This is a genomic window from Sphingobacterium hotanense, from assembly GCF_008274825.1.
Taxonomy (GTDB): domain Bacteria; phylum Bacteroidota; class Bacteroidia; order Sphingobacteriales; family Sphingobacteriaceae; genus Sphingobacterium; species Sphingobacterium hotanense.
The window spans coordinates 1475761-1501426 of record NZ_CP030848.1; the positions used below are offsets into that span (position 1 = coordinate 1475761).

The 25666-nt window shown below is 40.2% G+C and carries 21 protein-coding genes, 1 tRNA gene and 1 pseudogene; 8 read left to right on the top strand and 15 right to left on the bottom strand.

Annotation, left to right across the window (positions count from 1 at the left end):
* Positions 1-2: 2 nt before the first annotated feature.
* Together DSM08_RS06200 and DSM08_RS06205 are read left to right on the top strand one after the other, a co-directional pair.
* The gene (locus DSM08_RS06200) at positions 3-1250 is read left to right on the top strand and encodes a DUF3748 domain-containing protein (RefSeq protein ID WP_149525342.1); all 1248 of its coding nucleotides are present in this window, start codon (positions 3-5) and stop codon (positions 1248-1250) included.
* Between the two features lie 87 nt (positions 1251-1337).
* Positions 1338-2183 (top strand): glycerophosphodiester phosphodiesterase, encoded by an 846-nt coding sequence (locus DSM08_RS06205; protein WP_187773990.1) that lies wholly within the window; start codon positions 1338-1340, stop codon positions 2181-2183.
* Positions 2184-2361: 178 nt separating this feature from the next.
* Here the strand turns inward: DSM08_RS06205 and DSM08_RS06210 are convergent, their stop codons facing one another.
* Positions 2362-2769, bottom strand: a complete 408-nt coding sequence (locus tag DSM08_RS06210; protein ID WP_149525344.1) for a hypothetical protein — start codon at positions 2767-2769, stop codon at positions 2362-2364.
* Positions 2770-2899: 130 nt separating this feature from the next.
* Here DSM08_RS06210 and DSM08_RS06215 point away from each other — a divergent pair, with 130 nt between their 5' ends.
* Complete coding sequence (locus tag DSM08_RS06215) at positions 2900-3646, top strand: copper homeostasis protein CutC (RefSeq protein ID WP_149525345.1); 747 nt, start codon at positions 2900-2902, stop codon at positions 3644-3646.
* Positions 3647-3683: 37 nt separating this feature from the next.
* Here DSM08_RS06215 and DSM08_RS06220 read toward each other — a convergent pair whose 3' ends face one another.
* Positions 3684-3863: a spore protein gene (locus tag DSM08_RS06220; RefSeq protein ID WP_149525346.1), complete on the bottom strand. Its 180-nt coding sequence runs from the start codon at positions 3861-3863 to the stop codon at positions 3684-3686.
* Between the two features lie 31 nt (positions 3864-3894).
* Positions 3895-3965: transfer RNA gene (locus DSM08_RS06225), tRNA-Cys, on the bottom strand.
* A gap of 315 nt (positions 3966-4280) precedes the next feature.
* Here DSM08_RS06225 and DSM08_RS06230 point away from each other — a divergent pair.
* Positions 4281-4916 carry a porin family protein gene (locus tag DSM08_RS06230; protein WP_149525347.1) on the top strand — a complete coding sequence of 212 codons (636 nt, stop codon included), beginning with the start codon at positions 4281-4283 and terminating at the stop codon, positions 4914-4916.
* A 106-nt stretch (positions 4917-5022) separates the two neighbouring features.
* Positions 5023-5661 (top strand): porin family protein, encoded by a 639-nt coding sequence (locus DSM08_RS06235; protein WP_149525348.1) that lies wholly within the window; start codon positions 5023-5025, stop codon positions 5659-5661.
* Between the two features lie 141 nt (positions 5662-5802).
* Here the strand turns inward: DSM08_RS06235 and rpsJ are convergent, their stop codons facing one another.
* From rpsJ to DSM08_RS06260, 5 genes are all read right to left on the bottom strand, one after another.
* Positions 5803-6108: a 30S ribosomal protein S10 gene (gene rpsJ, locus DSM08_RS06240; RefSeq protein ID WP_013667229.1), complete on the bottom strand. Its 306-nt coding sequence runs from the start codon at positions 6106-6108 to the stop codon at positions 5803-5805.
* 74 nt (positions 6109-6182) lie between these two features.
* Positions 6183-8306: an elongation factor G gene (fusA, locus tag DSM08_RS06245; protein WP_149525349.1), complete on the bottom strand. Its 2124-nt coding sequence runs from the start codon at positions 8304-8306 to the stop codon at positions 6183-6185.
* Between the two features lie 128 nt (positions 8307-8434).
* On the bottom strand, positions 8435-8902 hold the full coding sequence (gene rpsG, locus DSM08_RS06250; protein WP_149525350.1) for a 30S ribosomal protein S7: 468 nt from the start codon (positions 8900-8902) through the stop codon (positions 8435-8437).
* A 19-nt stretch (positions 8903-8921) separates the two neighbouring features.
* Positions 8922-9329, bottom strand: a complete 408-nt coding sequence (gene rpsL, locus DSM08_RS06255) for a 30S ribosomal protein S12 (RefSeq protein WP_103907777.1) — start codon at positions 9327-9329, stop codon at positions 8922-8924.
* Positions 9304-9501 (bottom strand): hypothetical protein, encoded by a 198-nt coding sequence (locus DSM08_RS06260; protein WP_149525351.1) that lies wholly within the window; start codon positions 9499-9501, stop codon positions 9304-9306. Before DSM08_RS06260 ends, rpsL begins: the two co-directional genes overlap by 26 nt.
* Before the next feature lie 67 nt (positions 9502-9568).
* Here DSM08_RS06260 and DSM08_RS06265 point away from each other — a divergent pair.
* Positions 9569-9802, top strand: a pseudogene (locus DSM08_RS06265) (discoidin domain-containing protein); the annotation flags it as partial.
* Positions 9803-9988: 186 nt separating this feature from the next.
* On the opposite strand, the gene rnr reads toward DSM08_RS06265, so the two are convergent.
* The 3 genes from rnr to fsa all read right to left on the bottom strand — a co-directional run bounded on the left by rnr (position 9989) and on the right by fsa (position 13877).
* Complete coding sequence (gene rnr / locus DSM08_RS06270; protein WP_149525353.1) at positions 9989-12118, bottom strand: ribonuclease R; 2130 nt, start codon at positions 12116-12118, stop codon at positions 9989-9991.
* 554 nt (positions 12119-12672) lie between these two features.
* Positions 12673-13131, bottom strand: coding sequence for a Fur family transcriptional regulator (locus tag DSM08_RS06275; protein WP_149525354.1), 459 nt, complete (start codon positions 13129-13131; stop codon positions 12673-12675).
* Between the two features lie 86 nt (positions 13132-13217).
* Positions 13218-13877 (bottom strand): fructose-6-phosphate aldolase, encoded by a 660-nt coding sequence (gene fsa, locus DSM08_RS06280; protein WP_149525355.1) that lies wholly within the window; start codon positions 13875-13877, stop codon positions 13218-13220.
* A gap of 284 nt (positions 13878-14161) precedes the next feature.
* Here fsa and DSM08_RS06285 point away from each other — a divergent pair, with 284 nt between their 5' ends.
* Positions 14162-15070 (top strand): transposase, encoded by a 909-nt coding sequence (locus DSM08_RS06285; protein ID WP_149525356.1) that lies wholly within the window; start codon positions 14162-14164, stop codon positions 15068-15070.
* Positions 15071-15197: 127 nt separating this feature from the next.
* Positions 15198-16427 carry an MFS transporter gene (locus tag DSM08_RS06290; RefSeq protein WP_149525357.1) on the top strand — a complete coding sequence of 410 codons (1230 nt, stop codon included), beginning with the start codon at positions 15198-15200 and terminating at the stop codon, positions 16425-16427.
* On the opposite strand, the gene DSM08_RS06295 is transcribed toward DSM08_RS06290, so the two are convergent.
* The 4 genes from DSM08_RS06295 to DSM08_RS06310 all read right to left on the bottom strand — a co-directional run bounded on the left by DSM08_RS06295 (position 16394) and on the right by DSM08_RS06310 (position 25492).
* Entirely contained in the window at positions 16394-16846 is a 453-nt protein-coding gene (locus tag DSM08_RS06295) for a retropepsin-like aspartic protease (protein WP_149525358.1), read from the bottom strand. The two genes, DSM08_RS06290 and DSM08_RS06295, sit on opposite strands and share 34 nt — an antisense overlap.
* Positions 16847-16873: 27 nt before the next feature.
* Positions 16874-17818, bottom strand: coding sequence for a malate dehydrogenase (locus DSM08_RS06300; RefSeq protein ID WP_149525359.1), 945 nt, complete (start codon positions 17816-17818; stop codon positions 16874-16876).
* A gap of 119 nt (positions 17819-17937) precedes the next feature.
* The gene (gene tamL / locus DSM08_RS06305; RefSeq protein WP_246172490.1) at positions 17938-20235 is read right to left on the bottom strand and encodes a translocation and assembly module lipoprotein TamL; all 2298 of its coding nucleotides are present in this window, start codon (positions 20233-20235) and stop codon (positions 17938-17940) included.
* Complete coding sequence (locus DSM08_RS06310; RefSeq protein WP_149525361.1) at positions 20225-25492, bottom strand: translocation/assembly module TamB domain-containing protein; 5268 nt, start codon at positions 25490-25492, stop codon at positions 20225-20227. Before DSM08_RS06310 ends, tamL begins: the two co-directional genes overlap by 11 nt.
* Between the last annotated feature and the right edge of the window lie 174 nt (positions 25493-25666).

The following is a 25666-nucleotide window of genomic DNA, read 5'->3' on the forward strand; positions in this document are numbered from 1 at the left end:
TTATGCCGGAGGTAACACAACTCACACACGAGCAACATGGACACAGTATGCACCATAATGGTGCGATTTCCAGCGATGGAAACTGGATTGTATTTGATTACAGAAACGACGATACGCATATTGGCAGAACAGGAACCATTGCAGTATTAGACCGGCGCACGGGCAGTCAGTTCGCCATCTATCAAACGCTAGGACAGTCTATTTATGGGCCGGGGGTGGGAGCGGCGTCTTTTAATCCTTGTGCCAATCAGGTTGTCTTCATCCATGGCTTGCTGGATGCAGATAAAGAGAACCCCTATGATATCACCCGTCGCACTGCGGTAATAGTCGACCTAGAGAATAAAATGCAGGCCACGTATGCGGACAGTCGTGATTTGGTAGCTCCCTATGCTGCAGGTAGCCTTAGAGGTGGGACACATTCCCATATGTGGAGCCCAGATGGGAAATTACTAAGTTTCACCTATAACGATGAACTGGTCGATCCACAATTACGTGTGGTGGGTCTTATGTTTCCTGTGAAACAGCAAGATTTTGTGGAAGACAGAAGTGGTAATGTGCAAGGAACCTATTATGCTGTGATTGTCTCTGATGTAACGAAAAGCCCGCAACCCGGATCCGACGAAATCAATAAAGCTTTTGATGAATGTTGGGTGAAGAGTTCGTTGGAGGATGGCGATACATATTGTATCGCTTTTCAAGGTAACACCGTGAATGCTTCGGGTGAAACAATAACAGAAATTTTTTTAGTTGATGTAGATTTGAATCTCGCATTTAAGGATAAGTCTGCTGTCGGAATGGAAGGCGAGCGTCCAAAAGTGCCGCAAGGCATACGACAAAAAAGACTTAGCCGAAGTCCTAAAGGTCTTTCAAACCTACGCCATTGGTTGAGAGCGAGTCCCGATGGCAAATCTATATATGCATTGGCCAAAGATCAGTTCAATAAAAATCAAATTGTACAATGCAATACCAATACTGGAGAATTAAGTTTTGTTTCAAATTTTGACTTTTCTGTTGCTTCGCCGATTAACATTGATGCATCGGGGGAATGGATAACTTTCACAGCGGATAATAATCTATATGTTTTTCAAATCCATACAAAGGAACTCCTCAAATTAACAGATCGTGATGTGAGTGAAGGACAACTCGTAGGTGCTCCATTATTTGATGTTGGTGAAAGGAAGATTTTGTACAACCAATTTATAAAAGGTAAGGATGGAGAGTTTATTCAAATAAAAATGGCTAATTATTGATATCCTGTTGATTTGTTAACAAATAATTTACCTTGGACCTATTCTTTTTTCAGTATTTTTATGCTTCAACCTAAGCATAATACTACCATGAAAATTAGAACCATCAAAAAAGCATTCAAGCTATCGCTTTTAGGAATTTCTCTAAGTTTATCGACGATTTCAGTGTCAGTGGCTCAGCTCAATGAAGTGAAAATATTTGCACATCGTGCTGGCGCATATGAATATGATGAAAATACATTAGCAGCCTTTAAAGCAACCTATGAACAAGGTATGCGAGGCTATGAAACGGACGTCCGTATTTCCAAAGACGGACAGCTGGTTATTTTTCATGATGATAATTTAAAGCGTATCGTAGGCAGGGAGGGGGCAATCGAAGAAATGACCCTTTCCGAGATAAAAAAGCTAAAAACACTTAAGGGCAATGAAATACCGACCCTAGATGAGGTCGTTGCTTATTTTAAAGATAAGCCTGGAGTTTACATTGAATTTGAAATGAAAACCAATAAACCATTGTATGAAGAAGCAAAGCTCCACAAATATTGCGATATGCTCTATAACAAGGTTTATTCAAACCGTCCGCAAGATTCAGACTATCTGCTAACTTCTTTTGATAAACGTCCCTTGCGCTATTTGAAGGCTAAATACCCCGATGCCGATTTGATGTTTATCAAAGGTGAGGCTTTGACACAAGCTTTAATAGACGAGACAAAGGAACTTGGAATCAAGCGTATCGCGGCTAACATTACGCAGACGACGCGTGCGATGGTGAAAGACGCTAAAAAGCAAGGGATGACGGTCAGCTTGTGGCCAGGTCGTTCTGTGGATGATTTCCTTTTGGGATTGTCTCTGGGATCTGATTACCTGTGTACCGATGTGCCCATTGAAGTATCCAAATGGGTAAAGAATAATGCAGCTTGGATCAAGCTAAAATAATTAAAGCCGGCTCGCTAGCCGGCTTGTTTATTAAATTACAGTGATGTTATTTAACGTATGAAATATGCTGCCGAAAACTTAAAAAAGGAAGAAAAGTCGTTGCCTAGGCTTGGCAATAAACTGGCTAAGTCACTCAGAAAATTGAATAGTTATTCGCTTAGGTAGATTGTTTTATTTCTTAGATAGTTGTGTAATACTTGGAAAGCATGTGCTCTTGCCATTTCTTAATAATAGCGCATACTTCATAAGCTTCTTGCTGTTCAAATGAACGAAGAAGCGATTCTAAGGTTAAAGTAATTTCAGAAATATGAATGAAGTTACCTTCTTCATCCCGATAGTCCCCTAGAATATCCAAAAGGACACAATGAGTTTCAAATTCCCTGAATTTACGCTGATAATTACGATCAGCATTCAACCAAAGATTTTCAAATTGGAAGCCAGACTCGATGTGCTTATGACAAGCTTGTTCGTATTGAGTACGACTTGTTTGTAGCTCTTGTTTCATTTTCTCGACACTGTCCTGAAGAGAATCATACATGTGGGAGAGATGGAGTTGCACTTCCTTGTGTTGCGAAATAAGTGGCATAACATTTATTTTTTGATGCTCGTAAGTGTTTTAACAAATAATTAGTAGATTGGTTTTGGTAGATGACTGATTTTGTGATTATTATACTAATTTAATACATATTCATCGTAAAAGAAATATATTTGGCAATATGATAGAAAAAAGTATAAATGGAATTCATTTAGAAATATGTGCGAATTCACTGTCCTCAGCGAAGAAAGCGCAGTTGGGCGGGGCAAGTCGTGTAGAATTATGTCAAAACCTGGAGAATGGTGGCACAACACCCTCATATGGACAAATTAAGCTCGTTCGCGAAGCATTAGAAATTGGAGTCCATGTATTAATCAGGCCACGTGCTGGAGACTTTCTTTATTCCGACGATGAGTTTGCTGAAATAAAGGAAGATATTCTGTATTGTAAAGAAGTGGGATGTGATGGCGTCGTGATCGGCATACTGACAAAGGACGGAGGAGTTGATAAGGTGCGCATGCAAGAGCTAGTTGATTTGGCGAAGCCCATGTGTGTGGTTTTTCATAGAGCATTCGATCGATGCGCTGAGCCTTTAAAAAGCCTTGAAGATATTATCGAATTGGGGTGCGATAGAATCCTAACTTCAGGATTAAAAAATTCTGCATGGGAGGGAAGAGAACTTATAAAAACTCTGTTCGCTCAAGCTGATGGTCGAATCGAAATTATGCCGGGCGCTGGGATCGATGAGAGCAATGTCAAAGCAATAATAGAATTTACAGGGGTAAGGAGTGTACATTCATCCGCTAAGGTCGTAGAAGCCTCTAAAATGGCCTATAATCAAATAAATGTAACGGGGATGGATGAAAACGTAATAAGCAGCTCTTCTGAAAGAGTTGCCCAAATTATAGAACAAATAAAAAGCCTTTAGTGAAAACTAAAGGCTTTAAATATTTTAAAACAAATGCTTATTTAGCGTCAGCAGCTAATTTGTTTAAGATCTCATCATTCTTAGCGATTTGACCTTTCGCAGACATTTTGTTTTTTGAACCTAATTCAATATTACGTCCAAGTTTCAAAAACTGTACTTCAACACGTGAAACAGTTTTATTTCTTCTATCTTTTCTTTTTAAACGTGTAACTCCCATTGTTGTTAATATTTTTTCTAATGTTCAAACGAGGTCGGAAGCGGATTCGAACCGCTGTAGGAGGTTTTGCAGACCTCTGCCTAGCCACTCGGCCATCCGACCCTTTTACCCTTACAGGCATGCAAAAATAGGATTTACTTTTCACATATAAAAACCTTTTTTGCTTTTTATTCTTTGAAATGATTTTTTCATAGATAAGCGTCTGATTTTAATCGCTTTATCAAGAAATCAATCATTAGTATTCAATTATTTCGGAACTGAATTTTAGATTGTTTAAATTTTTATTAAACGTAAGTGTTTGAAAATCATGAATATATATTGATGTAGTTAGCTTCGCTATTTTTTTGGTCTAAACTTTGTAAGTGTGTTACCGTGTTAGCAGATGCTGACCTGTTGAAAAAGAAAAATTTAAAGAATATGAAAAAATTATTACTATCATTCGGAGCTGTAGTTTTATTGGCAGCAGGAGCACAAGCTCAAACTAGCTATGGTTTAAAAGCTGGTGTTAACTTAGGTAAATACTCTAATGTTAGCGATCTTGAAAAAGATTATCAAAAAAACAACGTATCGTTTTATGTAACAGGTTATGCTGACCTTCCAGTTGCTCCTCAGTTTTCGATTCAACCAGGAGTATCCTTACAAGGTAAAGGTGCTAAATACGAAGCATCAGGTGACAATGCTAGCGGATCTTTATCTCGTAATGTAATGTCGATCGAGGTTCCAGTGAATGCAGTTTACTACATCCCTGCTGGTGCTGGTAATGTATTCTTAGGTGCTGGTCCTTACGTAGGTTTCAACATCTCAGGTAAAGATAAATGGGACGGTTCTTTAGGAGAAGGTGGTACTTCTGGCGACAGAAAACTTGAATTCTCTGGCGATAATAAAGACATGAACTTAATCGATGCAGGTGTTAACTTCTTAGCAGGTTACAAATTGAACAACGGTTTCTTAATTAACGCTGGTTATGGTTTAGGTTTATCTAACCTGAATCCAGGTGATGGTGAGAAAACATCTAACCGCGTATTATCATTCGGAGTTGGTTTCCAATTCTAATTGAAAATAATACCTTATGTGAAAAGGCAATCGAAAGATTGCCTTTTTTTGTGGCTTAAAATTTGTCATGTCATTGATATACAATCATAAACTAAATCGTAAAATCATGAAAAGATTAATTTTAGCAGTAATTGCCTCACTGGCATTCTCAGGTGCAGCCTTCTCCCAAGTGAGTTATGGCCTGAAAGCAGGTTTAAATTTGGCGAAATATTCCGAAGTGGCCATTGAGGGCTTGGAGGACTATGCCAAGATGAACCCGACATTTTATGTTACTGGATTTGCCGATATTCCCGTGGCTCCTCAATTTTCTATCCAACCAGGCCTTTCCTTACAGGGAAAAGGAGCGAAGTATAAAGGCGAGGAGGGAGGAACGACAGGAACTATCACTATCAACACCATGTCTATTGAGATTCCTGTAAACGCGGTGTATTATATTCCCGCTGGTCCAGGTTCCGTATTTTTAGGAGCTGGCCCATATGCTGGATATAACATCAGCGGAAAAGTCAAATCAAAGACTACGGGTAATGATGAGTCAACCGAGGATACCGATCTATCCTTCTCAGGCGATGATAAGGACATGAATGCATTCGAAGCCGGTATTAACTTTTTAGCTGGCTATAAGTTAAGCAATGGATTCTTAATCAACGCTGGATATGGACTGGGGTTGACGAACTTGAACCCAGATAGCGACGGGCAAAACATCAAAAATAGGGTGATTTCTGTTGGAGTGGGTTTTCAATTTTAAGAAAGCTGTTCGCAATCAGATTCTAGAAATCTCATGTTCAGACGACACGCTTGTACCAGAGATCTTACACCCAATAACTAAATAAAAAAACTCCCCTTTATCTTTCAATAAAGGGGAGTTTTGTTTTCTCAAAGAAATCTATCACACTTTGATTTCAACTTCAACACCTGAAGGTAATTCTAATTTCATTAACGCATCAACAGTTTTAGAGTTTGATGAGTAAATGTCTAACAATCTCTTGTAAGAACATAATTGGAATTGCTCACGTGCTTTTTTGTTAACGTGTGGAGAACGTAAAACTGTATAGATTTTTTTCTCAGTAGGCAATGGAATTGGACCACTAACAACTGCACCTGTAGGTTTTACTGTTTTCACGATTTTCTCAGCTGACTTGTCAACCAAGTTGTAATCGTAAGATTTCAATTTGATTCTGATTCTTTGGCTCATTATATATTTGTTTTTAAAATGACCCCCGATTAGAGCTATTTATAATCAGGGATCGGTTGTTTTGTATGCTAATATTAGTCTTCTAGACCTTTTACTTTACCTTTTGATTTCGCGATAACTTCTTCAGCTACGTTACGAGGTGCTTCAGCATAGTGGTCAAACTCCATTGTTGAAGTTGCACGACCTGAAGTGATAGTACGTAATTGAGTAACATATCCGAACATCTCCGAAAGTGGTACTAAAGCCTTGATAACTTGAGCTCCGTTACGTGAGTCTAGACCTTGCATCTGACCACGACGACGGTTTAAGTCACCCATTACATCACCCATGTTTTCCTCTGGAGTCAATACTTCAACTTTCATGATAGGCTCCATTAATACTGGAGAACATTTAGGTAATGCTTGACGGTAAGCCATTTTACCAGCTAATTCGAAAGATAATGAATCTGAATCGACTGCGTGGAAAGATCCATCGATCAAACGCACTTTCATTCCTGATAGTGGGTAACCAGCTAATACACCATTGTTCATCGATGATTCAAATCCTTTTTGAACCGAAGGAATGTATTCTTTTGGAATAGCACCACCAACGATCTCATTAACGAATTGAAGAGGTGATTTAACAACATCCCAATCTTCGTCTGCAGGAGAGATAACAACTTTGATATCCGCGAATTTACCACGACCACCTGATTGTTTTTTGTAAACTTCACGGTGCTCAGATGTTCCGTTGATAGACTCTTTATAAGCTACTTGTGGAGCACCTTGGTTAACTTCTACTTTGAACTCACGTCTCAAACGGTCGATCAAGATATCTAAGTGAAGCTCACCCATACCTGAGATAACTGTTTGACCAGTCTCTTGATCAGATTTTACTACGAATGTAGGGTCTTCCTCAGCTAATTTACCTAAAGCGATACCTAATTTATCTACGTCAGCCTGAGTTTTAGGCTCGATCGCTAAACCGATTACTGGCTCAGGGAAAGTCATAGACTCAAGGATGATAGGGTTTTTCTCGTCACAAAGTGTATCACCAGTTTTGATGTCTTTGAAACCTACAACCGCACCGATATCACCAGCACCGATTCTTTCGATTGGGTTTTGCTTGTTAGCGTGCATTTGGAAGATACGAGAGATACGCTCTTTGTTTCCTGAACGAGTGTTCAATACATAAGAACCAGCCTCTAATACTCCTGAGTATGCACGTACGAAACATAGACGACCTACGAATGGGTCAGTAGCAATCTTGAATCCTAATGCCGCGAAAGGCTCAGTTTCAGATGGCTTACGAACGATCTCTTCACCGTTACGTGGGTCAGTACCTTTAACAGCCTCTTGGTCAAGAGGTGAAGGCAATAACTCCATAACGAAGTCAAGCATTGTTTGTACACCTTTGTTTTTGAATGATGATCCACAAACCATAGGAACGATAGCGTTATCTAAAACAGCTTTACGTAAAGCGTCTAAGATCTCACGCTCTGTTAATGAATCTGGATCTTCGAAGAATTTCTCCATCAAAGACTCATCATATCCAGCAACAGCTTCTAATAATTTCTCACGGTATTCAGCAACCTCATCCAACATATCGTCAGGAATTGGAACTTCTGTAAAAGTCATACCTTTATCAGCTTCGTTCCAAACGATACCACGGTTGTTGATTAAGTCAACTACACCTTTGAAGTCGTCCTCAGCACCGATAGGTAATTGAAGCGCTACAGCCTCAGAACCTAACATCTCTTTCACTTGTTTTACAACTTTCAAGAAGTCAGCTCCTGAACGGTCCATTTTATTAACGAAACCAATACGAGGAACTTTGTAACCATCAGCTAAACGCCAGTTAGTCTCAGATTGAGGCTCAACACCATCAACAGCTGAGAATAAGAATACTAACCCGTCTAATACACGTAATGAACGGTTTACCTCTACAGTAAAGTCAACGTGTCCAGGAGTATCAATTACGTTTACTTGGTATTTTTTATTACGGTAGTTCCAGAATACAGTAACAGCAGCAGATGTGATCGTGATACCACGCTCTTGCTCTTGCGCCATCCAGTCTGTAGTAGCAGAACCTTCGTGAGTTTCTCCTAATTTGTGGTTAACTCCAGAGTAGAATAAGATACGCTCTGTAGTCGTAGTTTTACCAGCATCGATGTGGGCAGCGATACCAATATTTCTAACTAATTTTAAGTCTTTTGCCATATTAATTTTGCAGTTTGCCTATTGGCGTTTTTTGTTGCTTTGTTCTTAAACAAATACACCGACTCTCGATAATGAATATTCTATTATCTAAAGTCGGTGTAATCATATTTGATTCTTTATCTTCAAAATTAGAATCTGAAGTGTGAGAACGCTTTGTTAGCTTCCGCCATCTTGTGCGTATCTTCTTTCTTCTTTACAGCAGCACCTTCACCTTTAGAAGCTGAAATAATTTCTCCTGCTAATTTCTCGAACATAGTTTTTTCACCACGTTTGCGAGCATAAGAGATTAACCATTTCATTCCTAAAGCGATCTTACGCTCTGGACGAACTTCCATAGGAACTTGGAAGTTAGCACCACCAACACGACGAGATTTAACCTCTACTGCTGGCATAACGTTGTTTAAAGCTTTTTTCCAAGTCTCTAAACCGTTCTCTTGCGTTTTTGATTCTACTAATTCTACAGCATCGTAAAAAATTGAGTACGCGATAGATTTCTTACCGTCGAACATCATGTTATTTACGAAACGTGTTACCTGAACGTCATTAAACTTTGGATCAGGTAAAATGATTCTCTTTTTTGGTTTTGCTTTTCTCATTTTCTTTTCCTCCGTTTAATTATTTCTTACCTTTTGTTGGAGCAGCTGCTTGACCTGGTTTTGGACGTTTTGTTCCGTATTTAGAACGACGTTGGTTACGGCCTGCTACACCTGATGTGTCTAATGCACCACGGATGATGTGGTAACGAACTCCTGGTAAATCTTTAACACGACCACCACGGATTAACACGATTGAGTGCTCTTGTAGGTTGTGTCCTTCTCCTGGAATGTAAGCATTCACTTCTTTTCCATTCGTTAAACGAACACGAGCTACTTTACGCATTGCTGAGTTTGGTTTTTTAGGGGTAGTAGTGTATACACGTGTACACACACCTCTTCGCTGTGGACATGAATCCAACGCTGGTGACTTACTCTTATCAACCAGAGCTACTCTACCTTTTCTAACTAATTGTTGAATAGTAGGCATTTACCTGTTTTGTGTTTTTAATTTGTGTAAAATTAATTTTTAAGTCTGCAAAGATATAAAGAATATTTCGAATCGTAAAGAGTTGTGAGATAAAGTTTTTAAATAAAATGGATGCGTCGATTCCACGGCCGTTCTGTTGCAGTTCCTGACCATACGTCAATGGTTTTTTCATGCTATAAATGTTGCTGTACGGGACCTTGTGTTGAATTCGATAATTCTTAACAGCAAATGGTGTTTCGTATTTGACGCGTCCAGATAATACAGGGGCGGCTGCAAAGATTAAGGAATTCAAGGTAGAAGTTAGCATGGACAATCAGCATTGGGAAGTCGCTTATTCAGGTCGTGGGGCGCTCAACGGACGTCAGTACTTTCCTTTTGCTACCTCAAAGACTTTCAGATATTTTCGAATCGTCACAGTGAATGATTTTAAAGGAGAGAACCATGCCTCTATTGCAGAGCTCGATCTCTATTAATAATCGATAATCAGCTTGCTCGAAAAAAAGTTCTAATCAAAGGCATATTTTAGAATAAGAAGCCCCGTCATGGAAAAATGGCGGGGCTCCTTATTTTTTTTGATATGTTAAAAACGATATTGAAGAACAATATGTTATTCTATAATATCGTTCAGCGTAGCATCGCTGTCTGTTTAAGCTGCTGTGCTAGCTGATTAACGTAAAGTCAATCTGTCGTTTCTCCAAATCCACCTTCTTAACTTTGATCTGAACCTCATCGCCTAATTGATATACTTTTTTCTTGCGTTGACCGATGATCGCATAATTCTTCTCGTCCAAGGTATAGAAATCATCCGTGATATCGCGAAGGCGAACCATACCCTCGCATTTGTTCTCTTCGATTTCTACATACATACCCCATTCCGTAACACCGGAAACAATTCCTGTGTATTCGACACCAATTTGATCTTGTAGGAATTCTGCCTGTTTGTACTTGATAGATGCTCTTTCCGCTTCCGCTGCCTTCTTTTCCATCTGTGAGGAGTGCTCGGACATCTTTTCGTAGTGATCCGCATTGATCTTGTTGCCACCTTCCAGATAATATTGCAACAGTCGGTGCACCATCACATCGGGGTAGCGGCGGATAGGAGAGGTAAAGTGCGTATAGTAATCAAATGCTAGACCGTAATGTGAAGTCTTTTTCGTGGTATAGATAGCTTTCGCCATAGAACGCACAGCAAGTGAGGTTAGCAAATTCTGCTCTTTTGATCCTTCTATCTTCGTCATTAAGCTGTTTAATGATTTTGCGGTCTCTTTGTCAGACTTAATAACCAAGCGATGGCCGAAACGCGATGCGAATTGCGAGAAATTCGTTAAAGTCTCTGGGTTCGGAACATCATGGAAACGGTAAACAAACGGAAGTTTATTTTTCCCACGCCCTTGTTTTCCGATAAACTCGGCAACCTTACGGTTTGCAAGGAGCATAAAATCCTCGATCAGCTTATGGGCTTCTTTACGGATTTTCGTATACACGCCTATTGGCTTGCCATTTTCATCTAAATGGAACTTTACTTCCTCCGATTCAAAACTGATGGCCCCGTTCTTGAACTTGCGGTCGCGAAGAATAAAAGCTAGCTCATTAAGTTTTAAGATTGCAGGCGCCAAAGTATCTTCTTTGCCCTCGATGATTTCCTGTGCTTCTTCGTAACTGAAGCGGCGGTCCGAATGGATGACCGTTCTTCCAAACCATTGGTCTATAACATTGGCTTTGTCGTCAAGCTCAAATACGGCCGAGAAACAAAGTTTGTCTTCATTAGGTCTAAGTGAACATAAATTATTCGAAAGTCGCTCAGGGAGCATCGGAATAACTCTGTCTACCAGATAAACTGAGGTTCCTCTTTCGAACGCTTCTTTATCAAGTGCCGTATCAGGAATAACGTAGTGCGACACGTCAGCAATGTGAACACCGATTTCATAATTACCATTCTCTAATACTTGATAGGAGATGGCATCATCAAAATCTTTTGCATCGGCAGGGTCAATAGTAAAGGTAGTGGTGCTTCGGAAATCTCTTCTTTTCGCAATTTCTTCCGCAGTGATATCTTCAGGGATGGCGTTAGCTTCTTTTTCGACTTCTTTCGGAAATTCCAAAGGGAATCCAAAGTCTGCCAAGATCGCGTTCATCTCCGTGTTGTTTTCTCCTTTTTTACCAAGTACGTGTTTTACACGACCGATAGGGTTCTTAGCATTCTTCGGCCATTCGATGATCGACACTAAAACTTTTTCTCCGTCCTTCGCTCCATTCAGATTGTCGAGCGGAATGAAGATGTCATGCAACATTTTTCTGTCATCCGGTAAGAAGAATGCGTAGCTGTTAGACATGTCAATAGTTCCGGTGAAGTCAGTCTTCGCGCGTTCCAAAATTTCCACTACTTCGCCTTCGCGCTTACGTCCTTTTTTGCGCTCGTAAACATGGACCTTCACACGGTCGCCATGTAAGGCTTGACGAAGTTTTCGAGGAGCGACATAGATGTCGTTTTCGAGTTCATCTTCGGGTACAATATAAGCCGATCCGTCGGCTGTCATATCAACTTTACCCGTGATGTAAACATTGAGTTGGCGAAGCTTGAATTTGCCTCTTTCTGGTTGCTCAAATTGACCCGCGCGAGTGCCGTCGTTTAGTATGTCGGCGATGGCCACTTTAGCATCCGAATCTTTAACATTGAGTTTGGCGGCAACCTGTTTATAGTTGAGTGCTGTGTTTCCTGATTTTTCAAAAACGTCTACGATCAGTTGGGTTAAAACTTCTTTGTAAGGGTTTTCTTTTTTTGATTTCATATGTCTGTGTTGTGCTCCAAATTTAACGGAGCTATTTTAATTGTTGTAGGGGAGGGGAGGCTTTGACGATAGCCGATACACTCCTGTTATTTGTCCCCAACGACAATAGAACTAAGGTATGGAAAAATAGTTCAAATTTCGTGCTAGTTTTTCGTACGGATCGAGTAGTGTAAATTTGGATTTTGAAAGTGTATAAAAAATTGATTTTAGCGTTTTTAATTACCTGATTATAAGTGTATAATATTTTTTTTGCTAAAATATTGTACCAGCCTATTTGTATGTATTTGACTGATTATCAGTGTTTTTGTAAAGTTCTTTCATTTCGCTGTTTATATTTAAGTGGTTTGCTAAAACATAAATATTGAATTATTTGTTTTTATAATACTTTGTAAGTTGTTATTTTATAAAGTATTATAAATTATAATGATAAATATTAGCAAGTAAAAAATGAGGTGTGTTTAGCAAGTAATTTTGGTTACTTTAGGAGCACGGGGTACCACTCCAGTGGAATGGCATAGAGGGGGAAAATTACAAAAAAAAGTTGAGTTTCTAGCTTATTTTTCTGTGCATTGATTGCATAGACCGACAGCATTTACGGCGATGGATTGCAGACTGAAACCTTTCGGAAGATTGATTTTTGGAACGTTCGTTTCATCTAAACAAAATACCGAATTGCATACTGAACAGATGAAATGTACATGTTGGTCGTGGTGATGATGCTCGGTACATTTCGTCGAACAAAGGGCATAAGTCGCTGTACCGTTCAGGTCAAAAACTTTATGAAGAATCCCCTTCTCTTCGAAGCTCGCGAGTATTCGATATAAGGTAACCCGATCTATTTCGGAGCCTAATATTTTTTCTAATTCGGGTTGAGATATCGCTGCAGTTTTAGTAGAGATGGTGTCCAAAACACGGAGTCTAGGCTGGGTAATTTTTAACTTATTTGCCTTTAGAATTTGTGCGAATTCTTCTTGTTGATGATCTAAATTTTCCGAGTCCATGTCCACTTTCATAAGGTTAAATTTACGAAATATTTATGTGAATAAAAAAGCCTCCGAACGCAAGTCCGGAGGCCTGTATATTTGCATTTGATGCTTGCTTACTTGCCTGCAGCTTTTGCGTGATCTGCTAAGAATTGCGCCAATCCGCTATCCGTTAATGGGTGCTTTAAAAGCGCGGTGATTGCTGATAGAGGACCTGTCATTACGTCAGCTCCAATCTTCGCACAGCCTAAAATATGTGCACTGTGGCGTACAGAAGCTGCTAAGATTTGTGTCTGAAAACCGTAGTTATCATAGATCTCACGGATCTCTTCGATTAAGCCTAAACCATCAACAGAGATGTCATCTAAACGACCGATAAACGGAGATACATAAGTTGCTCCTGCTTTCGCAGCTAATAAAGCTTGACCAGCAGAAAATACCAATGTACAGTTTGTTTTAATCCCTTTTTTACTGAAGTATTTGATAGCTTTTACGCCGTCTTTAATCATCGGAACCTTTACAACGATCTTGCTATCCAATGCCGCTAAAGCTTCTCCTTCTTTAATCATACCCTCGTAATCCGTAGAAATTACTTCCGCACTCACATCGCCATCGACGATTGCACAAATCGCTTTATAATGATTAATTACGTTTTCCTCGCCAGAAATACCTTCTTTAGCCATTAAGGAAGGATTTGTTGTTACACCGTCTAAAACGCCTAAATCTTGCGCTTCTTTGATTTGCTCTAAATTAGCGGTATCAATAAAAAATTTCATGTTGTAAAGTGTTGAATGATTGTGTTTATTCTTGTCCTAAAATAAGCTAATCGCTTTGTTGCCACAAAGGTAGCTATATTGTTTCAGATTGAAAAGATGAACGTCAACTAATTGACGCTTATGCTCCACCTAAGATTAGCATCATCAGGTCTAATTACTAAGTACTAATGCGAATTAAGGGTTGAAATATATTGGAAAAAGCTTCTTAAAAAGAGGGGTGAAAACTTGCATAAAAGCCTGATTATCAGTATATTTATAATGTTCCTTACGCATTATAAAACAACATGATCAATCAGGCCAAGGCTCTAAAATTAATAAAATTATACCAGTATGTTTGTGATAAATATGACAGTGAACTGCAATATTACTGTCAGCGATTTTCAAACAATAACAAACCTGACTTTACTGATCAGGAGGTTTTGACCATCTATTTATTCAGTGTGCACGAGGAACAGCGGCTAAGGATCAAGCAGATCCATAAATTCGCCTCCGATTATCTGATGGATTGGTTTCCCAAGCTAACTTCATACGTAGCATTCAACACCCGTATCAACCGCCTTTTTGATGTTTTGAGATCTCTCTGTCAGTCAGTTGTAGAGGACTTTGCTCCAGAGGAGTGCTCCAGAGAATTTTCCCTACTGGACTCTATGCCCATCATAACCTGCAGTGGGACTAGAAGGGCAAAGGTAGCTCTGGAGATAACGGATAAAAGCTTCTGCTCAACGAAGAGGCTTTGGTATTTTGGATTAAAGCTTCATGCGCTCAACAGTTATAACAAATCCACGCTGCCTCGTCCGGAAAGCATTGTAATAAGCAAGGCATCTGAAAGTGACCTGAACATATTTAAGGAGAATTGGGCATCCATCGCAGGTAGGACGTTCTTTGGTGACAAGATATATCGTGACGCCCCGTTCTTCGAGTGGTTTTATAAAGAAAAAAAATCAATTATGTATACTCCGATAAGGGAAACCCAAGGAAAACCAGATTGTTTAAAAAACAGGGATCGTGCTTATAATGACCTGTTTTCAAGAGCAGTATCTAAGGTAAGACAACCAATCGAATCCTTTTTTAATTGGATAAATGAAAAAACACAGATACAAAACGCAAGTAAGGTCAGATCTACCAAAGGACTATTAGTACATGTGTTCGGTAAATTAACAGCCTGTTTCATAAAGCCTATTTTCAACCCTTAATTCGCATTACTAACTACTAAATACTATTGATTAGTTTCCGTTTACTATTATAAAATGCTACATTTATCGTATTAGGGCAAACTCTTTAGGTTGCTTTGGGTTACATTATATAGGCGACCCTATATCTATGCAGTTATTTAGATCATTAGCATATCCGAACTTTAGACTCCACGTCATTGGACAAGCCATCTCACTTTTGGGAACTTGGATGCAAAGGATAGCTATTAGTTGGTTGGTATATCAGTTAACAGGCTCCGTTTTCTGGTTAGGATTCGTTTCTTTTATCTCCCTATTGCCTTCTTTAGTGCTATCACCGTTTATCGGTGCTTTCGTCGATAGGCATAAAAAGTATAGATTAGTATTTATTACGCAGATAGGCTTGATGATACAAGCCGGATTGTTGGCGTTGTTGGTTTATTTGAAACTAGAATCTGTTCTTTATTTGTCAATTCTAGGCTTTATCCAAGGTGTTATCAATGCTTTTGATGTGCTTGGTAGACAATCCTTATTGGTTTCTTTAGTTGATGATAGAAAGGATCTGCCGAATGCAATAGCTTTGAATTCGTCCATATTCAATGCTGCACGAATGGTAGGACCCGCGATTGGCGGGGTGTTGCTATCTACTTACGGTGAATTAGCTTGTTTTACGCTAAATTTTATCAGTTTTATCCCGGTTATCATATGTTTAATGCTGATGAAGGTGCAGGAAAAGGTGATTATAATCCCTAACGAAAGTGCATTTGAAGGGCTGAAGCATGGATTTGAGTACCTGAAAAGGTCTCCGCATATTATGTCGCTCATTGTTATTTTGACCTTTTCGAGTCTTTTAGTAATTCCCTATACATCCTTGTTACCAGCCGTCGCTCGAGAACTATTTGCAGGGGATGAGCGCACTTTTTCTTGGTTTGAGAGTGCAGCTGGATTAGGCGCAATGATTGGTGCCATCAACATGGCACGTCTAAAATCTGGCGATAACCTTCGTTATCGGGTCCTATTCTCCGCTTTAGCGATGGGTATTTCATTAGCTTTGTTAGCATACGCGCAATATCTTCCCGCAGCTTTATTCTTTACTATGGGCGTCTCCTTTGCGATGATGATGCAGAATTCGTCAATCAACACCTATATTCAGACTCATGCCATGCCAGCGTATCGGGCTCGGGCGATGTCTTATTATGTAATGGCATTTCAAGGGATATTCCCTATTGGTAGTTTATTAACAGGAGCTATTGCTGAAATTGTAGGCATAAAAAACACCCTCTACATTATGGGAGCATGCGGGGTGCTAATATCTGTTGGCTTTTATATCTATCTAAGAATTCATATTCAACGGCGCCTATTTAAAGCTAATTTCCGTTGATTTAGCCTGAGCTCATTTTTTTTATAATCGATGATCGCTCCGTAAGCTTTAAGGATATCACCGCCTAAAACTCCGATGACAGGGGCTATTCCGATTTGCGTATAGGCATAATTGATCGAACTCAAGTCAAGAACTGCGACTGTGAAATTCTTCACCGACCAATCATGAAGTTTCAACTCTGGAATACTAAGCATAAAGCTTTCCATGGTATTAGTGCCTAATCCAGTGGAAAGGATATCTGTATTTTGGAAATTGTCTTCTGCTAATCCCGAACTTAAGAGCGTTTGTTTATCGAGAACGGTCTTTGAAGCCCCTGTGTCAATAACAATCTTGAACGTCTTGTCGTAGATAGTGGTTTTAGTTATAATATGAAAGCCATCGGCTTGTAGGCCGATGACTTCAAATGGGATTTTATACATGTAAAGTATAGGTTATATGTCTGTTTTTTACTTCTTTAAAATGCCTTCATCATAAAGAACGTCGTTCATTTTTCGAACCGCGTCGGCCGAAGCAGCAAACAATTCTTGCTCTTTATCAGAAAGCTCCATAGGTACTATTCGGTCCCAACCTTTATTGTTAATAATTACAGGGACGCCGATATTTATATCTTCCTGTCCAAACTCGCCTTCCAAGAATACAGAAGCTGTGAACAGTTTATTTTGATTTTTAACAATGCTTTCGACCATCGCTGCTGCCGCGGCTCCTGGTGCATACCAAGCCGAGGTACCGATCAAGGCAGTTAATGTAGCTCCACCGACCATCGTTTTCTTTACGATTTCCCCTTCTTCCTCCTCTGTTAGGAAAGATGAAACTTTTACACTGTTCCAAGTGGCATGTTTGATCAATGGAATCATGGTCGTATCGCCATGGCCACCGATAACGATAGCATTTAGATCATTTGCCGATGCATTCAATTTATCACTGATCTGATATTTGAAACGTGCGGAATCTAATGCACCTCCCATTCCAATGATTCGATTCTTTGGAAGCCCGCTGGTTTTCAAAGCTAAATAAGTCATCGTATCCATTGGGTTGGAAACGATAAGAATAATGATGTCTGGAGAGTGTTTAATCAGGTTTTCTACTACTGATTTAACGATTCCGGCATTCGTTCCGATTAGTTCTTCGCGCGTCATGCCGGGTTTACGCGGAATTCCGGAGGTAATAACTGCTACGGCGGAACCTGCAGTCGCTTGATAATCGTTCGTGACGCCTTTGATATGCGATTCGAAGCCTAATAAAGCAGCGGTTTGCATCATATCTTGTGCTTTACCTTCTGCGAAGCCTTCTTTAATATCAAGCAGCACAATTTCTTCTGCTACATTGCGTCTTACCAGATTGTCTGCGGTAGTTGCTCCAACTGCGCCTGCACCAACAACGGTTATTTTCATAGTATTGGGGTTTGTATTTACCTTTAAATGTAATAAATTTTATCGTGAATCACTTGTAAATCCCCCTTAAAATTTCGAATAATGCGCTATGTCACAAGTTGATTGAAAAAGCCTTGACCTTAGAATGGATATCCGATTGCTAGGTTGAATACTAAGTTGTCACGGCGCCAGTCGCGTTCACGAATATCGATATATTTGAACACCCAACGGTCGCCTTTATCGCGATAAGGTACGCGGAACGGAATTGCAAAATCTGTACGTATTATCAAGAAGTCTAGGTCCACACGCAGTCCGACACCGCCGCCAACGGCCAGTTCTGACAAGAATGCCTTACTGAATTTTCCACCTGGTTTGTTTTCATCCTCGCGCTGCAGCCATACGTTTCCAGCATCGATAAAAGCTGCCCAATGGAACATGCCAGCGATTTTAGAACGATATTCTGTGTTTAATTCCAGCTTTAAGTCACCGGTTTGGTCAGCGAAGAAGTTGTCTTCTCCGATGTTTTCAGGAAGTGACGACCCGGGGCCTACTGAACGCGCTCTAAATGCACGTAACCCATTTGGACCACCTGTGAAATATTGTTTTAAGTAGGGAAGGGAACGGGAGTTACCATAAGAGTAACTTGTTCCGATCATAATACGGGATGCTAATTGCGAAGACGCCGATAATTTCATATAATGACGTAAATCAGCCTCAGCCTTCACAAATTGTGAATACGGTGTCCCAAACAATTCTTTGATGTTTCCCTCTTTGTAGTCTGCACCTTGAATCAAACCCAGGATATTTCCCGACGTATTTAAACCAGCTTTAGCATAAAAAGTATGCTTTTTCTCCTCCATCGTATTGGTGAAGGTATAGGTGTAATTAGGGCCAAACGAGAATTGCGGATCGACAATATGGCGAAGGGTAGGGACGGTATCCATCTGCGCCCTATACTCATCGGATATCCCACGAGGCTGAACGTAGATAATCTCCGCAAGTGTTAAGTTGTGCTCTTTCTGCCCGTTTTCTTTCCAGGCATAACCGAAGTTCGTCGTGAAAGAATTCAGGGTATAAGCCGTTCTTCTGTTCAGGAATTCATAGCCAACCTTCAAGAAGGTTCTAGGAATATATTGTTTTCCCGGCGCCCATTTGTAAGGTGAAAGGAGTCGTGGCCAATTGATCCCAACTTCTGCGCCATAGCGGATATAGCTGGAATTCAAATTGACATTTCCGCCCGTTTGCGTTTCATATCCACCGAATACGGATAATGTAACTGTTTCAAAGCCTTTAAATGCATTCTTAAAGGTCCAATTGATATTCGCCTCGGTACCATTATATACTGCAGCGGTCTTCGCGATCAATTCTAAGCGCAAAGCCCGTTTTTGCATCGGCGTGAGGTAATAATAAACATCGAGTGTATTTGCAGAATCCGGACTATCAACAAAGTCGTTCTTCACAAATTTAAAAGCATTTAAATTAACTAAGTGATTGATCGTTTGCTGATGTTCCCAACGATGATACAGTTTTCCAGGTTCTAGGAAGATGTGATTTGCCAACACCTTCTTACGAAAGCGGTTTTCCCGGTCAATAATATAATATTTGCCATCATATTTCTCTGTCCCGCGAGGGATACGACGTCTATTCGTGCCTGTGGTTTCGCGATAGTTAGGGAATATATAAACATTCCCGATTTTTTGCGGTGTTTTTGCCTTTTCGGGAGTCTCTGGTTTGATCGTTAGGAACATATCAACTTTATTATTCCCGATTGTGCTGTCCACTTCCACTAAAATATTGTCTGCGCCGAAATAGTAATATCCTTTGTACTTAAGTTCATTGTCAATTCGCTCGCGCTCATTCAGAATGACGTCAAGATTATAGTTGTTGCCAGGGCGTAACACCGATTTATTATGAACGTCATGGATAGAGCGTCCGATTTGTGTTGTACTATCGATATCGATTTGCACCTTATTGATACGGTATATCTTTCCGGGGAATGCGTCGTATCGAACAGTAGCAAATTTGCCATCGATTAGGGTATCGGAAGTTACGCGCGCTTGGAAGAACCCCAGATTCTCCATCTTACCGCGTAAGAGGTTTTGATTGTATTCACGATTCACATCGCTCAATAATACCGGTTCTTCACCATTGCGCTTTAACCATTTACGAACGAAGTTATTGGTTGAATCAGGACCGCCACCCATATTCCACATCCCTAATTTAAAGTAAATGCCAGCAAACTTCTTGTTTGGCTTCGGCATAAGCGATGATTCTAGAAAAGTTTCAAAGCCTTCTCTACGCTCTTCAGAAATAGAATCATGATGTATGACTACATCACCTTCCTTATAAAGCTTTTCGTTCTCTGCAACATATTTGGTGGGGTTACAACTGCTAAGTAATAACCCTAAAAAGCAAGGTAATATTAGTTTATTTCTCATTGGATTCCCCTTCCTCTTCTTCATTTTTTATCGCAGCTTTCTTCGGCTCGGTTACTTTGCTTGTATCAGGCAAATTCCTCGTGCTATCTTGTTGTTCTTGTTGTTTTTTCAATTCTTCCTGTTGCTCTTTTTCGATGCGTTTTCTGTACTCAGGACTGTGCGTCATCAAACTATCGCGGATGACCATGCGGACGCTGTCGCGATATACCGAATCCGTATCCATACGCTCAACATCGAAACGTCTTCTAAATCCTCGGCTATCGGTGTTATACGCTGCGATAGCTTTTGAGCTCATGAACAATTCTCTGAATCTGTCGTAGCTCATGTTGATGATGAAACCAATACCCGTCTCAACAAATTGTCCTTGTAGCGTCGCTTGATATTGATTCTTACGATATACGCGCGCAAAATAGCGACCATCTTTCGATAACTGATAGTCAAGAGAGATATCACCGGCAATATTTGTTGCTTTTTCTCCCGGTCTAGAATTGCCCTCAACCTCGAAGTTCGAACCAATTGTGATCTTCAATCGATCATCAAATAACATTTTAGAAATACCGACGTTCAGATCCGTACGTGTTTGCGCTGATCCCGTCAAATAGTCTTCCTCCGAATTTAAGTTAAAATCTAATTCCACTCCTTTGATCAAATCGGAAGCAAGATTATTCAGCTGGCTCGTTAGGAAAGAACTCACCGTGCTTCGCGCTAATGACTCCGGTCCACCGCCCGATAAACTTTCAAATGGATTATTGGACATAAAGCGACCTAAGGCAATTAGCGAGAAAACTTGCTTGTTAAGTTCTGCAGGATCCTCTCGTATATTCGCTAAGGCGATATTCACCTTGCTGATTACATCTTGTGAAGCCACTGCGTTATTCTCATCGACATCTATATCGAAGTTGATTTGCGGCTTAAACAGCTCACCAGTCAAAATCAATTTTACGTTGAATGGAATACGTTGCTTATAAAGGTTCTGACTCTCTGCGCCGATTTGGTTCTGAACCAGTTCTAATGTTGCGAACTTACCAGAGTAAAGGGCAGTGATATCCAATCGGGCATCCAGCGGATCCCCGTTCCAGGTAATTGTACTACCTTTTTGGAACCTAAAGTCTTTCGATATCGGACCGAATGAGAACGTGTAATCACCATCTTCGACCGTGAATGTTCCTGACATCGTAATCTTGTCGTTGGCGTCGATTGTGGTGTTAATCTCGGCGATACCTTGAATATTTAAGGCGTCCTGCGTTCCTTCATCCAGAATAATTTTAAACTTTGCGTCCGGATCGGTACTTAAATTTAAGGCGATGTCATAGCCCGACAGCGTCGTCGCAGTCGTCATGGAATCTAGTTTCGCGAAAACGTTAGCACGTGCGGTATCACTCTTATCCACAAATTTAACCACGCCGTCACGTTGCGTTACTCCAGGGTCATCGTTTGGTACGATGAAACTAAAATCCGTACGATCATTAGCCTTCACATTACCATCGATTCTAGGTTTATTCAAATCTCCTGTAATACGTAGATTGGATGTGATGTACATCTTTCCAAAGAACATGTCATTGTCTTCACGAGTTGAGTTCATCACTTCAAAATCATCCGTGGTCAGGTTCAAGTTAAATACAAAGTCCGTATAGGTTGTTGTTCTTATCGACCCGTTCAGGCGAGCAACGTTGTTTCTCGAATCTAACAAGTTAAATTGACGGAAGGTGATTCCCTGATCGTTAAAGTAGATCTTCTGGTTGTCAATCTTCATATTGGAGTTCAACATCGAGGCGTTAATAATGGCATCATTAAAAGTCAAATCACCATTTATACGAGGGGCAGATGTCGTGCCGGTTATACGCAAAGATCCTGATAAGTCGCCTTGGGAGCCTTTAAGTTGCCCCATACTAAAGGCTTCAATTGTTTTGATGGTCATTGGTTTAAGATCCAAAGTCGCATCGATTTGCATATCGCCTTCTGCCGGAACGATAATATCACCAATCAATTGAACATCATTGCCATTCTCGGTAATTCTAACGTCGGCGGAGTATGTGTTTTCTTTAATGTTGTTTACCTTCAACATCACATTCCCAATCGTATCTTTTCCGAAGAAGAACTTTTCGATGTTCAAATCAGAAACAAATACAGGGTTCGCCTCCAATCGTGAAACCGTTGCAGTACCATTGATTCCCCCACCTAATGTTAGGTTCTCGGAATTCAACATGCGCGTAATGGTTTCAATACGGAAGTTATTAAAGGTTAAATCGATAGGGGAGTTCATGGTGGAGTCTTTCGACTGAATAATCATCTCCTGACCATCTTTGGAAAGATGGAAGTCATTTGCTCGAATCCCTGCGCTACCAAAACTTAATAAGTTATTCGGATTGATGCCCCATTTCTCATAATTCAGCATTAAGCCGTCCTCTTTCAATGAGAAATTGTAATTATTAGCATCAACCGACATATTCGCACCCAAATGGTACTGTTCTTTGTCTTCTTTGTCTTTTATCCAAAGTCCCAAGTCGACTTTGTTTTCAACGACATTTCCACTTAATACGGTATTACGCAATTCCACACCGCTCACTTTGATGTGCTCGATCAAGGCGTTATAATACATGGTGCTGTCAACAGTGATAATATCCATACCAATATTCTCAACTTCAGTACCGTCGTACATTATCTTTGGCGCGAGCAACTTCGCCATCAAGGCCTTATCCTCACTATTAAAAGTACCGTCTAAGGTTATATCTTGTAATTCTTCCAATGCTGGGAAAAACTCTCTGATAATCCTCGCATTATTCAAGCGCGCACTAAACTCAAACTGCTGTGGGGAATAAACAAGCGGCGTATGATCATTAGATGGGTTATAATAAGTTCTGATGATATCTTGTACTGAAGCTCCTAACTCAGTCAATTTATATTTGCCCGCCAAATGCGCATTCATAAATTCGGAACTGAGTATTAAAATGTTTCTGTTCGTGTCCGCCTGTGCTGTTAATGCGACCGTATCTAGCACATATCGATCATCATTGTAAGCAATAGACGAATTTGCAATCTGTAGGGAACCGTTCAAATGATCTAAGTCGAAAGTCTCGAAATCTGCGATGATTTTTCCATGATAACGTAGATTTTCATCCATCAACTTCAAATTCTTTAAGTTGATGCTGTCGATCATCATCTCGGCATAGAGCCTCGGATATTGCCCCTGCATATTTGCTTGGATGCTTGCATTCAGCTGCACATTTGGATCCGGACTATGTAGATTGCCCGAAATGTCACCTCGATCCGCTGTAAAGTCAAAGTCGATATCTCGGTAGCCATAACCCATGGCGTCGAATCGTTTTAAGGTTCCGGTCGCATCAGCAACCATCGTCTTCGGATTCAAGCCGGTGCCTTTTACCTGTGCCTGTGCGGCAATGAAACCTAAAACGGAATCTTGTTTTAAGAATTCGCCTAAATTGAAGTTATCAACCGATACGAAAGCATTATAGGTTGTATCTCTACCCATATTTAATGTCCCGTTGACAGTTGCATTTCCCTGTTCCGTAACCAATTTCAAATCGGTATCAAAACCGCTCATGCCACCTTTGAACGTACCAACCAAGCTAATATTTCTTGGTAATTGAATGCTGTCTGGTAATAAGGAAGGAGCAATCAAACGGTTAAGGTCAGCACGACTCGTCGTCATCTTTCGGATGTCTAGATCCAGATACATTTTGTTCATGTCCGGAAGCCCTTTGATGTGAGCCGAGGCGATAAGATGGGTGTTATTTAATGTTTTGAACTCCACTTTCGGAATTCTTAAATCGTTCAATTTTCCTAATACCTTTCCATCGATATAGAATTTCTTATCCATTAAAGGCTTCATCGTTTCCTCTTTTTCGAGATCCGGAGCCAAATAGCGGATATCGCGCATATCGATCTGCGTCTTCTTTAGCGTAGCCTCGATCGTGACGTTGCTAGGATTTTCTGAAACGGCGGCTAGGGAAGGGTAAGAAACTTTTATATTATCACGGATTATTGAATTCGGAGTTTCGATCAAGAAATCTTTTACGATAGCCCCGGTATTGGTGTATACGAAATCACCTTTTAACTGTCGTAGCTCAAATCCCGAATGATCTTTAACGGCAAGGTTTGCCAGATTTCCGGAAATGGAATCCGCTGAATAGTAGACATTGTCCATCGCGCCGGCAAGGTCGGTCAACTTCAAGTTGAAATAGTCCAAACCTTTCATTCTTGGCTGATTATCATCTCTAAACCAAACGTTTGTTTTCGCAATACCAATCTTATCAACCGATACAATCCAATTTACAGAACTGCTGTCAGCGCTCTCCGTCTCTGCCTTTGGAGCAGATTTTCCTAGGAATACTTCAGATTCTGAGTCTGTTAGTTTTACCTCTTTCAGTTTGACCAGTTCCTTGTTCAGATCAATCTGATCGACATTCGCGATGAGTTCTTTAATCGTAAATTTGGTATTGATGTTCGATGCCTCGTCATCATACTGTATATAAATATTCTTCAAGCCGAGAACCTCAGTTGCCAAATTTGGTAAGAGCGAGGACGCTTCTACGGATGGGTCGGTAATTCCGAAGTCGGAGGCATCGGGTGCTTCCTCTTCCGCAGTAACCTGCCATTGCTTAATCCTTGCCTGCAAACCGTCGATATTGATCTTCGGCATATCGAAGGTCATATTTTTCGTAAGATCGAAGGTTTTGATGCGAGTATCGAAATGGTTAAGATAAAGATCGGCCGAGGTACCAATAACATCATCTTTATATACAAACTTAATCCGTTCGAACAGTACCTTATCGATATCGAATGTTAATGCCGACGTAGAATCTGCAGTCGCTGTGCTTTCTTTTTCGGTGGCAAAGGCGTTGACGATGTAACTAAAGTTGAAAGCACTATCCGGTAGCTTACGGTTGATTTTTGCAGTGATACCTTTCAACTCGAGTTCTTCGATTTCGACAGTGTTTTTTAATAGTTTGAACATATTGATGTCAACGAGCAACTGCTCGCCGGCAATTAAAGTGTCCTTTGACTGATCTGCGAAGAAGACGTTTTCTAATACTAGTTTTTTAGGAAAGGTTATATTGATATGACCGATATCTACCTGCGTACCGATCTTATTTTCCAAGTAATTCGTCACCTTGCCGACAATGTAATTTTGTACAGCAGGTAATCTTACGAGGAAAATAACCAGTAATAGCAAAGCGATGATGGAACCAATTATCCATAAGAAAGTTTTGATTGCAATACGGCCGAATTTATTCAAAGCTGAAGATGTCTTGTTTTGTGATTATCTTTTTATACTTAAGTATTAACGTAATAAAAGGGTTTTTGTTTGTTTTTCGACAATTTAATTATCCCCAATATCCCTACAAATATAGCTTTTGCTGTGCAAAATGCGCTAAATTATTGCTAATCAATCGACAGGTAGAATATTCTA